This is a genomic window from Ciceribacter ferrooxidans (assembly GCF_004137355.1).
In the GTDB taxonomy this organism is placed as follows: Bacteria; Pseudomonadota; Alphaproteobacteria; order Rhizobiales; family Rhizobiaceae; genus Allorhizobium; species Allorhizobium ferrooxidans.
The window spans coordinates 372872-384484 of sequence record NZ_SDVB01000311.1 but is presented as its reverse complement, the minus strand read 5'-3'; the positions used below and the strand labels follow the sequence as shown (position 1 = coordinate 384484).

General features: G+C 57.7%; 12 protein-coding genes. 7 read left to right on the top strand and 5 right to left on the bottom strand.

Features of this window, described 5'->3' with window-relative positions; all coding sequences use genetic code 11:
* Positions 1–118: 118 nt before the first annotated feature.
* Together EUU22_RS21930 and secB are read left to right on the top strand one after the other, a co-directional pair.
* Entirely contained in the window at positions 119–616 is a 498-nt protein-coding gene (locus EUU22_RS21930; protein ID WP_129334085.1) for an FxsA family protein, read from the top strand.
* A 90-nt stretch (positions 617–706) separates the two neighbouring features.
* A complete protein-coding gene (secB, locus tag EUU22_RS21925; protein WP_129334084.1) occupies positions 707–1180 on the top strand; it encodes a protein-export chaperone SecB in 474 nt (157 codons plus the stop codon).
* 67 nt (positions 1181–1247) lie between these two features.
* Here the strand turns inward: secB and dnaQ are convergent, their stop codons facing one another.
* The 5 genes from dnaQ to EUU22_RS21900 are packed head-to-tail and all read right to left on the bottom strand — an operon-like array spanning position 1248 to position 4854.
* The gene (gene dnaQ, locus EUU22_RS21920) at positions 1248–1949 is read right to left on the bottom strand and encodes a DNA polymerase III subunit epsilon (RefSeq protein ID WP_129334083.1); all 702 of its coding nucleotides are present in this window, start codon (positions 1947–1949) and stop codon (positions 1248–1250) included.
* A 3-nt stretch (positions 1950–1952) separates the two neighbouring features.
* Positions 1953–2552 (bottom strand): dephospho-CoA kinase, encoded by a 600-nt coding sequence (gene coaE, locus EUU22_RS21915; RefSeq protein WP_129334082.1) that lies wholly within the window; start codon positions 2550–2552, stop codon positions 1953–1955.
* On the bottom strand, positions 2549–3406 hold the full coding sequence (locus EUU22_RS21910; RefSeq protein ID WP_129334081.1) for a shikimate dehydrogenase: 858 nt from the start codon (positions 3404–3406) through the stop codon (positions 2549–2551). The genes coaE and EUU22_RS21910 overlap by 4 nt, the downstream gene beginning before the upstream one ends.
* Positions 3399–3998 carry a Maf-like protein gene (locus tag EUU22_RS21905; protein ID WP_129334080.1) on the bottom strand — a complete coding sequence of 200 codons (600 nt, stop codon included), beginning with the start codon at positions 3996–3998 and terminating at the stop codon, positions 3399–3401. Before EUU22_RS21905 ends, EUU22_RS21910 begins: the two co-directional genes overlap by 8 nt.
* 34 nt (positions 3999–4032) lie before the next feature.
* Positions 4033–4854 (bottom strand): pyruvate, water dikinase regulatory protein, encoded by an 822-nt coding sequence (locus tag EUU22_RS21900; RefSeq protein WP_129334079.1) that lies wholly within the window; start codon positions 4852–4854, stop codon positions 4033–4035.
* A 401-nt stretch (positions 4855–5255) separates the two neighbouring features.
* Here EUU22_RS21900 and hemE point away from each other — a divergent pair, with 401 nt between their 5' ends.
* The 5 genes from hemE to mnmG all read left to right on the top strand — a co-directional run bounded on the left by hemE (position 5256) and on the right by mnmG (position 11612).
* Complete coding sequence (hemE, locus tag EUU22_RS21895; RefSeq protein WP_129334078.1) at positions 5256–6290, top strand: uroporphyrinogen decarboxylase; 1035 nt, start codon at positions 5256–5258, stop codon at positions 6288–6290.
* Positions 6290–6826 carry a protoporphyrinogen oxidase HemJ gene (hemJ, locus tag EUU22_RS21890; RefSeq protein ID WP_129334077.1) on the top strand — a complete coding sequence of 179 codons (537 nt, stop codon included), beginning with the start codon at positions 6290–6292 and terminating at the stop codon, positions 6824–6826. The genes hemE and hemJ overlap by 1 nt, the downstream gene beginning before the upstream one ends.
* Before the next feature lie 191 nt (positions 6827–7017).
* Positions 7018–8280, top strand: coding sequence for a transcription termination factor Rho (gene rho / locus EUU22_RS21885; protein WP_129334076.1), 1263 nt, complete (start codon positions 7018–7020; stop codon positions 8278–8280).
* A 73-nt stretch (positions 8281–8353) separates the two neighbouring features.
* A complete protein-coding gene (mnmE, locus tag EUU22_RS21880; RefSeq protein ID WP_129334075.1) occupies positions 8354–9688 on the top strand; it encodes a tRNA uridine-5-carboxymethylaminomethyl(34) synthesis GTPase MnmE in 1335 nt (444 codons plus the stop codon).
* A gap of 55 nt (positions 9689–9743) precedes the next feature.
* A complete protein-coding gene (gene mnmG, locus EUU22_RS21875; RefSeq protein ID WP_129334074.1) occupies positions 9744–11612 on the top strand; it encodes a tRNA uridine-5-carboxymethylaminomethyl(34) synthesis enzyme MnmG in 1869 nt (622 codons plus the stop codon).
* Position 11613 lies beyond the last annotated feature (1 nt).

Sequence of the window (11613 nt, the reverse complement as noted above, 5' to 3'; positions counted from 1 at the left end):
CTTCATCCCCATATAGTCTGCATCCGGCCATCATTCAAATGGCGTTGCCAATGTTTGGCTCGCCTCATGCCGAACCATTTGCCGAGGGGCCATCGACAGGTTCGGAGGAGAATTGCGCATGCACATTACGGCACTGTTATTCATACTCCTCCCCCTCGTCGAGATCACTGGTTTTATTCTGGTCGGGAAGGCAGTCGGCGTCGCCGTTACACTCGGCTTGATTATCCTCTCGGCGGTCGCCGGGCTCATGCTGCTTCGCGTTCAAGGCGTAGGAATGGTACGGAAACTGCGCCGAGAAAGCCAATCGGCGCCTGATGGGGGAGAGGCTCTCGCTCACGAAGCGATGATCGCTGCTGCAGCCATACTTCTGATTGTTCCTGGTTTCGTGACCGATATCATAGGCCTGCTGCTCCTGCTGCCGTTCCTGCGAAATATCGTATGGTCGCGGCTTGGTGCGCGAACCGTCTTCTTCTCCTCACGTCAGCGGTTTTACGCCGAGCAGGGCAACGGTTCGGAAAGAGCGCAGTCACGAACCATCGATCTTCATGAAGCCGATTTTCGTCGTAAGCCGGACAACAGATCACCGTGGCATGTGGAGAAGGACGGCGACCAATAAGCTCGTCGGGTTCGGCCGGCCGCAAGGGTTGTAACCGTGGGCCCGAAGTGTTAGATGGCCACGACAATCCAAAGCCGCGAGGAGCGCCCAATGGCCAATGACAACACGGGAACGGCGAGCCCCTCCCTTAATATTCTGGCTCAGTACATCAAGGATCTCTCTTTCGAGAACCCCGGCGCTCCGCGCTCGCTGCAGTCTCGCGACAGGGCTCCCGCGATCAACATCAACGTCAATGTTAACGCCAATCCGCTGTCGGAGTCCGACTTCGATGTCGTGCTTTCGCTGAACGCCGAGGCCAAGGACGGCGACAAGGTCGTGTTCGCCGCCGAACTGGTTTATGGCGGCGTCTTCCGCATTTCCGGATTCCCGCAGGAACATATGCTGCCGGTTCTCTTCATCGAGTGCCCGCGGTTGCTTTTCCCCTTCGCGCGCCAGATCATTGCCGATGCAACGCGCAACGGTGGCTTCCCGCCGCTGATGATCGATCCTATCGATTTCGCGCAGATGTTCGCGCAGCGTGTGGCCGAAGAACAGGCCCGAGCGAAGGTCCAGGCTACGAACTAACCGCCGTTGTACCGAAAGAGAAAGCCCGGTTCGCCGGGCTTTTCTGTATGAGCGGGGGCTGACGTCTCTAGGGCTGATACCTGGACCAGATTGCTTTTTCGCCCAGGCGCGCGATCAACAAACGGTGAGACTCAATTTCGTCGACGGTAAGGCGCGGCGCGAGCTTTGTCGTCCGCACGAGCAGATGGTCGGCGATCTCGACTTCTTCCTCCGCAATTGCCTTCTTCTCCTCTGCCTGCACCAAACCGAAGGCAGCCTGCCTACCTCCAAGCATTTCGACGTAGACTTCGGCCAACAGCTCGGCATCGAGAAGTGCCCCGTGCTTTGTACGGTGGGAGTTATCGACACCGTAACGCCGGCAGAGCGCATCAAGTGAATTCGGCCCCATGGGATGTTTTCGGCGCGCCAGAGCCAGAGTGTCGATCACCATATCGGACGGCACCGGCGAGCGATTCAGGCGTTCGAATTCGGCATTTATGAAGCCGATGTCGAAGTTCGCGTTGTGGGCGATCCAGCGAGCGCCCTCGAAGAACTCGAGGAGCTCCTCCACGATCTCTGCGAAGCGCGGCTTGTCTTTCAGAAAGTCATCACTGATGCCGTGGACGGCAAGCGCGTCCGGATGCACCTTGCGATCGCCGGGATTAATATAGACGTGGAAGCTGCGACCGGTCGGAAAATGGTTCAGCAGTTCGATCCCACCGATTTCGATGACCCGATCGAACTTAGACTCCAGTCCCGTCGTTTCCGTATCGAAGACGATTTCCCGCATGTACTATCCTCCAGTCGGCGACTGGCGTCGCAAGATTGAAATAATCTCATCCACCTGACTGCGCGCCGATTCGATGCCATGACCCGTGTCGACGACAAAATCGGCACGCGCACGCTTTTCCTTATCGGGCACCTGTCGCGACAGGATCAAGTCGAATTTCTCCTCCGTCATTCCCGGCCGCTTCAGGACCCGCTCCTTCTGTAGCTCCGGATCACAACTGACGACCACGACCACGTCGACACGATCCTGGGCACCGGTCTCGAAGAGAAGCGGTATATCCAGCACCGCTATGTCGGCGCCAGAATCCCGCGCACCGTCCAGGAACGCCCGCTCGCGGCTTCTCACCAGCGGATGAACGATCCCCTCAAGGGTCTTAAAGTTAGCCGGATTCTTCGCCAGATTCTCCGAGAGCTTGTTCCTATCGATTACTCCCCCTTCGATTACATCCGGAAATGCAGCCGCAATCAGCGGCACTGCTTCTCCACGGTAGAGATCGTGGACCACCCGATCCGAATCGCTGACGGGAATGCCCTGCTCCGCAAAGAGCGCTGCTGTCGTCGATTTGCCCATGCCAATCGAGCCAGTCAGTCCAACAATAATCATGCATGTGTTTCCATGTCGGCAATCACAAGCGCCCGCAGCTCAGGCGTGACTTCCGGACGGCGTCCGAACCACTTTTCAAAACCTGGCACCGCCTGATGTAGAAGCATGCCGAGTCCGTCCACCGTCGCCAATCCGTGGTGCTCCGCCTGCAGCAGAAGCGGCGTTACGAGCGGGACATATACGATGTCGGTCACGGTCGCCTCCGGCTTCAGCCGCTCCAGAGGAAAGTCCGGAACCGGTATCCCGTGCATCCCCAGTGAGGTCGTATTGACAAACAATCCCGCGCCGGTGAGGACCTCGGCGAGTGCTCCCATCGGATGAGCAAAGACCTTTCTCCCGAAGCGATCCGCCAGTTCCTCCGCACGCTCCACCGTGCGATTGACGACGTGGATCTCATCGAAACCCCGATCTCTCAGGGCCTGGATGATCGCTCGGCTCGCACCGCCGGCGCCGAGCACGACGGCTTTCTCAAAACGATCCCAACCCGGCCTTCGCTCGTCGAGATTGGCAAGGAAACCGAGTCCGTCGGTATTCGTCGAGTATACCAGCCCGTCTTCTACCCACAACGTGTTGGCGGCACCAAGTTCCTCGCTCAAGACATCCGGTCTATCGGCAAGTCGCACCGCCATTTCCTTATGCGGTATGGTGACATTACCGCCGCTGTAACCCGCGGTACCGTCTCTCAAACGTCCAAGGAATACCGGAAAGTCCGCTTCGGTGACTTCTTCGGCGCGATAGCTCCCTTCAATTTCAAACTGCCTGAGCCAATAGCCGTGGATAATCGGCGAGCGGGAATGCTTGATCGGATAGCCGACCACAAAAGCGTGGCGACCTGTTTCACGTGAATCAGGCATTGATCTCCCCCAGTTCCCGGAGTTGTGCCAACAGCGGCAGGAGAGGAAGTCCCAAGATGGTGAAATAGTCTCCCTCCATTCTCTCGAAGAGCTGAATGCCCTCCCCTTCAAGCTGGTAGGCTCCGACGCTGCGCAGGACCGCCTCAGCCATCCTGGCGAGATAGAGATCGAGGAAGTCATCGGAGAATTCGCGCATCGTGAGTTCCGCTATGCCTACGTCACTCCATAGAATCGCACCGTTGCGCGCAAGGGTGACCGCGCTGTTCAAGCGATGGGTTCTTCCTCTAAGGAGCACCAGGTTGGTCCTCGCCTCGGCAATGTCGGCAGGCTTGTGAAATATGCGATCTCCAAGCGACATCGTCTGGTCGCAGCCGACCACCACCGCAGACGGGAGACGGCGACTCACGTCGAGCGCCTTCTGTCGAGCGAGCTCCGCGGCCAGTTCCACCGGTCCGAGACATACGCCTCCGCTGCCGCGTTCGATCTCGCGTTCATCTATTTCCGCCGGGATCGCCTCGAAATCGAGGCCGGCATTCTTCATCAACATTCGCCTCGAGGGGCTTGCCGACGCGAGAACCAATCCTATCGCCATATTTCCTCGTCCCGTCCTTGCTTGCCGGATTCGGCTAACGCTGCTTCACCTTCAAAGCAACGATCGCCGCCGCAGTCTCTTCAATCGACCGTCGGGTGACATCGATCAACGGCCAGTTATGACGAGCACAGAGCAGACGCGCATATTTCAGCTCTTCGGCGATTGATGCACGGTCGATATAGTCGCGCTGGTCAAAGCCGGTCGTCGTCCCGAGCTCGCGGTTTCCCCTTACTTGAGAAATCCGATCACTCGTAGCAATCAGTCCGACGACAAGGGGTTTTGTGGCGCTAAGTAGGCTCTCCGGCAACGGCACGCCGCAGACGATAGGCACGTTGGCGGTCTTGATGCCCCGATTGGCCAGGTAGATGCTCGTCGGCGTTTTCGAGGTACGGCTGATGCCGACAAGGACGACGTCCGCCTCGTCGTAGTCGCCAGGCAATTGGCCGTCGTCGTGATCCATGGTGAAATTAAGAGCTTCAATACGGGCGAAATATTCGGCCGTAAGAGCGTGCTGCGCTCCGACTCGTCGGCGAGACGGAGCACCGAGATACGTCTGGAAGATAGCCATGACGGGTTCGAGCACGTTGACCGTCGGAAGCGCCATGTCACGGCAACGCGCTTCCAGCACTTCGGCAAGCTCGCGGTCGACGATTGTGTAAAGAACAATTCCAGGTTCCTGATCGATCGTCTCCAAGACCGATGTCAGCTGTCGTTTATTACGGATAAGCGGATAGACGTGTTCGATCGCCACGCTCGCATTGAATTGCGCGGCAGCGGCTCTTCCCGCTGAGATCAGAGTCTCCCCTGTCGAGTCAGAAATCAGATGCAGATGGAAGAAGTTTTTTCTGTTCTCCACGCTGTTCTTGCTCGTCTGTTGAAAACCAGGGAGGAAAAGAGGTAGCGACAGCCGAGGCTCCCAGGCAAGGGGAAAAGTGCGCTTTTATCCACATCTGCCTCTGGAAGGAGAAAGAACGGCACTCCCTGTGGATTGCGGGAATATGAGGATAAGAGTTCCGAGTTGTCCACAGCTTGTCCAATTCAATTTGATGATGCGATTTTCATCAAGACACTGAAATTAAATGATATATCTTACCTTCCGGCCTTTTTCAGTCGTGCTCGGGGCTTTTTTGTCCTTAGGACTTCAGACGTCGTCAGCATCAGCCGTATTGTCGTGGACGAGCTTTAATCCTTGATAGTCAGTGACTCTTAGAAATAGAAGAAGATTCATATCTCATATTTTTTTGGAAGGTTTGACCGTTGGCCAACTCTCGTCGGAAGGTGATGGATGTCTTGAGAGGGGAAGTGGTGAACCCGCCGCCGATCTGGCTCATGCGGCAGGCAGGACGCTATCTTCCGGAGTACAGGGAAACACGCGCGCTTGCGAAGAACTTCCTCGACCTCTGCTATTCACCTGACCTCGCCGTGGAGGTCACTCTGCAGCCGATCCGCAGATACGGCTTCGACGCAGCGATCCTCTTTTCTGACATTCTCGTGGTACCCGATGCGCTTCACCGCAATGTACGCTTCTCAGAGGGCCATGGTCCGCAGATGGATCCGATTTCGGCTGATGAAATCGGTGCGCTGAAGCCAGTAGGTTTCCTTGGCCATCTTCAGCCGGTCTTTGAGACTGTCCGTAGGTTACGGAAGGAATTGCCCGACGAGACGACGTTGTTGGGCTTCTGTGGCGCGCCATGGACCGTCGCAACCTATATGATCGCTGGCCACGGGACCCCCGATCAGGCGCCAGCGCGGCTGTTCGGGTACCAGCATCCCGAAGTGTTTGAACACTTGCTGGCCGTTCTCGCCGAGCTGTCGGCCGAATATCTCGTGGCCCAGATTGATGCTGGCGCGGACGCCCTCCAGATCTTTGATTCTTGGGCAGGCGTTCTTGGTGAGGATGAGTTCGAACGCTACTGCGTCAAGCCGGTGGCACGAATCATTGCCTCGGTGAAAGCGCAACGACCCTCGGCGAAGACTATCGCGTTTGCGAAGGGAGCGGGCCTGATGTTGACGGATTACCGGCGAAAGACCGGAGCCGACGCCATCGGTCTCGACTGGACAGTACCTCTCTCTTTCGCGGCCGAATTGCAGAAAGATGGACCGGTGCAGGGAAATCTTGACCCGATGCGCGTGGTAGCCGGCGGGAATGCCCTTGCGGAAGGTGTCGATGCGATTCTGGCGGCACTCGGAAATGGGCCCTTGATTTTCAACCTTGGCCACGGCATCACTCCTCAGGCCGATCCGGAAAACGTTGCCGCCTTGGTCGCCCGAGTGCGCGGGAGCGGAACCTGATGACGGAGCATGAAGCGAAGGCCTCGGGGCGGAAGGTCGTTGTGAGGGCTGCGACGGCCATCTTCCTGTTTTGCCTCGTCGCATTAGGTCTTGTGTTTCTGCAGCCGGACGCATTGTATCTTTGGATCAAGGCGCTTCACGTCATCGCCGCCATCTCCTGGATGGCGGGAATGCTCTATATGCCGCGTTTGTTTATTTACCATTTGGACGCGCCGCTGGGCTCGCAACTGGCGGAGACCTTCTCGGTCATGGAGCAGCGGCTGCTGAAGATCATCATGCGTCCTGCGATGGTGATTGCTTGGATTCTTGGCCTCTACCTGGCTTGGGAGGGTTTTGGCTTCGTGGGCGGTTGGCTTCATGTGAAGCTGGCGGCAGTGCTTGCGCTGTCGGCCGTGCATGGATATTTTGCCCGTGCTGTTGCAGCTTTTGCCCGTGGCAATTACATGAAGACCGCTCGGTTCTGGCGGTTGATGAACGAAGTCCCGACCGTCCTGATGGTCGTCATCGTCATCATGGTCATCGTGAAGCCCCTTTAAGCCGTCGGGCGGCCTTCCGGCTTATTTTGGATCGGATGCGCCTTTTCTCTTGCGGCGGGTAGGTTGAATCGCTATTTTCCCGCAAATCCCATCTATCCTCAGTGTGCGTGACGTCCTGTCACTTGCGGCTCCACAGACCGTACCGACCAGCATCAGCACGCCCTCCCCGACAAAAAACGTGGTTCCCCTTAATGGCTGAAATGAAGCTACAAGAACTCAAGAGCAAATCTCCGACGGACCTGCTTACCTTTGCGGAGTCGCTTGAGGTCGAGAATGCCAGCACCATGCGCAAGCAGGAGCTGATGTTTGCGATTTTGAAGATGCTCGCCGCCCAAGACGTCGAGATTATCGGCGAAGGCGTGGTTGAAGTTCTGCAGGACGGTTTCGGCTTTCTCCGTTCAGCCAACGCAAACTACCTGCCGGGGCCGGACGATATCTATATCTCCCCCTCACAGATTCGTCGCTTCTCTCTGAAGACCGGCGATACGGTCGAGGGCCCAATTCGTGGACCCAAGGAAGGTGAACGGTACTTCGCGCTTCTGAAGGTCAATACGATCAATTTCGAGGATCCGGAGAAGATCCGCCATAAGGTTCATTTCGATAACCTGACGCCGCTTTATCCGAACGAGCGGTTCAAGATGGAACTCGAAACGCCGACGAAGGATCTGTCTGCACGCGTAATTGATCTCGTCGCCCCTCTCGGCAAAGGCCAGCGGGCACTCATCGTGGCGCCCCCGCGAACCGGCAAGACGGTACTGTTGCAGAACATTGCGCATTCCATCACGGCCAACCATCCGGAATGCTACCTGATCGTTCTGCTGATCGATGAGCGTCCGGAAGAAGTGACCGACATGCAGCGTTCGGTGCGGGGCGAGGTTATCTCCTCGACGTTCGACGAACCGGCAGTTCGCCATGTTCAGGTGGCTGAGATGGTCATCGAGAAGGCCAAGCGCCTCGTCGAGCATGGTCGTGACGTCGTTATCCTGCTCGATTCCGTCACGCGCCTGGGTCGTGCCTACAACACGGTTGTTCCGTCCTCCGGTAAGGTTCTGACCGGCGGCGTCGATGCGAATGCGTTGCAGCGTCCCAAGCGCTTCTTCGGTGCGGCCCGCAACATTGAGGAAGGTGGCTCACTGACGATTATCGCGACTGCGCTGATCGATACAGGTAGCCGAATGGACGAGGTGATCTTCGAAGAATTCAAGGGTACCGGCAACTCGGAAATCGTTCTCGATCGGAAGGTCGCCGATAAGCGTATCTTCCCGTCTATGGATATCCTGAAGTCGGGTACGCGCAAGGAAGACCTTCTGGTTCCGCGTCAGGATCTTCAGAAGATATTTGTGCTGCGGCGCATTCTTGCGCCCATGGGTACGACCGATGCCATCGAATTCCTTATCGACAAGCTGAAGCAGACGAAGAACAACGGAGACTTCTTCGACTCGATGAATACCTGAGCGGCTTTGGTACTTAGCCGGATTCTTCAGCGGGCGGCAAGGACGGAGGGTGTAGCTCGCTTGGGGTACGTCAATGATCCCTGATTTCAATGAGACGATCTTTGCACTTTCGTCCGGTGCCTTGCCCGCAGGGGTGGCCGTTGTACGACTGAGCGGAGCGGCCACGTTCCAGATCCTGAATGCACTCGTTGGAACGCTTCCAAGGCCCCGTTTTGCAGGCTTGAGGTCGATTCGGAGCCGTGACGGTGTTCTCTTGGATACGGGGCTCGTCGTCATCTTTCCCGGTCCCGCGTCGTTCACCGGCGAAGACTGCGCCGAGATCCATCTTCACGGTGGAAAGGCAGTGGTCGCGGCACTACTCTCAGAGTTGGGAAGCTTCGACGGATGCAGAATTGCTGAGGCCGGAGAGTTCTCCAGGCGAGCGTTCGAGAACGGAAAACTCGATCTGGTCGAGATCGAGGGCCTCGCCGATCTTCTCGCGGCGGAAACCGAGATGCAGCGGCGGTTGGCCGCGGAGCAGAGCTTCGGCCGGTTGTCGGCGGTCTATGATGGCTGGCGCGAGCGGCTTCTCCATGCCAGGGCCATGGTCGAGGCGGAGCTGGATTTCGCAGACGAGGGTGATATTCCCGGCTCTGTTTCGGACCGAGTGTGGCCGGACCTCAGCGCGCTTGCAGGTGAGGTGAGAGGGCAGCTTGAGGCCGAGAGAGCCGGCGAGATCATTAGAGACGGCTTCAAGGTAGTCATTGCGGGGTCTCCTAATGTCGGCAAGTCAAGTCTCTTGAATGCCCTGGTCGACCGCGAGGTCGCGATCGTAACCGAATACGCCGGTACGACACGCGACGTTCTTCATTGCGAGTTGGATATCGACGGCTTCGCCGTTCACCTTTTCGATACGGCCGGTATCCGGGAAACCGATGAGGCCGTCGAGAAGGAGGGTATAAGGCGTGCGTTAGGGAAGATCGCGGAAGCCGATCTCGTTCTTCATCTGAAGGACGCCAGCGCGGCCGTCGAGTCGGTCGATCTCGCGTATAACGGCGATGCGCCTGTGATCACCGTCGGAACAAAGATCGACGCGATAACCGCTTCTTCGCCGAAACAAATATATGATTTGATGATATCATCAGCTCAGAGGGTTGGCTTGGACGATCTTCGGCAGGCTATCCTTCAGGTGTTGCGCGAGAAGACAGATGTGATCTCGCTTGCAATTCCGAGCCGGATTCGGCAGAGACAGCATCTGCGCGATGTCCTCGCGAATGTCGAGGAAGCGGTGAGAAGTGCTGACATCGGTTTGGAATTGAGAGCCGAGTATCTTCGGCGTGCGTCAGACTCGCTCGGAAGAATCACGGGGAAGATTGATGTCGAGGCTATGCTCGGGAAGATTTTCTCGGATTTCTGTGTCGGCAAGTGATTCACGTGAAACACGCGACATCTTGAAGCGCGAATGAAATCTGCGAACGCGGAAGGTGAGAGATATGCGTTTTGATGTAGTCGTTGTCGGGGGTGGCCACGCCGGTTCCGAGGCCGCCGCGACCGCGGCCCGGATGGGTGCCCGGACCGTCTTGGTTACGCATCGTCGCGACACGATCGGCACAATGTCATGCAACCCGGCAATTGGTGGCTTAGGTAAAGGACACCTGGTTCGTGAAATTGACGCTCTCGACGGCTTGATGGGGCGTTGCGCAGATCGAGGTGGCATCCAGTTCCGGATGCTGAACCGACGGAAGGGCCCGGCGGTGTGGGGTCCTCGGACGCAGGCGGACCGTGGACTGTATAAGAACGCTATACAAGAGTCGCTGTTTGCTCTCGATAACCTCGAGATTATCGAGGGCGATGTTTTCGATATAGATCGTTCCGATACCGAAATAAAATCGGTGATTCTGAAGGACGGGCGACATATACATGCTGGCGCCGTCGTGCTGACGACGGGAACATTCTTGCGCGGACTAATTCACATTGGCGACCGCAAGATTGCGGCTGGCCGCATGGGCGAAGATCCGTCCGTCGGGCTGAGCGCAACGCTGGCGAAAGCCGGCCTTCGGCTCGGACGATTGAAGACTGGCACTCCTGCTCGTCTTGACGGGAACACGATCGACTGGGCATCGCTGGATAGTCAGGCGGCCGATGCTGATCCGACGCCGTTCTCCTTCCTCACCGAGAGAATTACCAATCCGCAGATCACTTGTGGGATCACGCGGACGACGGAGCGAACCCACGCGCTTATCAGAGAGAACATTCATCGATCGGCGATGTATTCCGGACAGATTGAAGGCGTCGGGCCGCGTTATTGCCCGTCGATCGAGGACAAGATCATGCGGTTCGGTGACCGCGACGGGCACCAGATCTTTCTCGAACCGGAAGGGCTGAACGACGATACTGTGTATCCGAACGGCATCTCAAGCTCCCTGCCGGAGGAGGTTCAGGAGGCCTTTATCCACTCCATTCCGGGTCTTGAGAGCGTTCGAATCCTACAGACCGGCTATGCGATCGAGTATGACCATGTCGACCCTACCGAACTTTACCCCACCCTGCAGGTCAAGAGTATACCCGGTCTGTTCCTGGCGGGACAGATCAACGGGACCACGGGATACGAGGAGGCCGGTGCCCAGGGGCTTGTCGCCGGTTTGAACGCAGCGCTTCTTGCGGGAGGCGGAGCGCCTCTAGTCCTGAGCCGCACCGATTCGTATATCGGCGTCATGATCGATGATCTTACTTCCCGCGGAGTGGCTGAGCCGTACCGCATGTTTACGTCGCGCTCAGAATACCGGCTGACACTCCGTGTCGACAATGCGGACGAGAGATTGACGCCGTTCGGTATGCAAGTCGGCTGTGTTGGGGCGGAGCGCGCCCAACGCTTCTCGGCATACCAGCGCGAGATGGAGGATGCGCTTGCGCAGCTTTCAACCCGGACGCTTTCTCCAACAGCTGCGTCACACGCCGGTATCGTGGTGAATCAGGACGGGCGCCGACGGAGCGGCCTGGAGCTTCTTTCCTATCCCGGGGTCGATCTGGATGCACTGCGCCGGGTCTGGGGTGATCTCCCCTCATGGCAACCGAAGGTGAGGCAGGCGGTGGAGATCCACGCCGCCTATTCGGTCTATCTCGACCGGCAAGAGTCAGACATCGCGATGGTCCGGAGGGAAGAGGGTCGCGTGATCCCCGCGGACTTCGACTATTCCGGCCTGTCGGGTCTCTCTAATGAGCTGAAGCAGAAGCTTGGAGTCGCCCGTCCCTGGAGCATCGCGCAGGCGTCGCGCCTGGACGGCATGACGCCGGCAGCACTTTCGTTGTTGATTGCGCATCTCAAACGCGCAGAGCTTCGGATGGTCGGTTGAT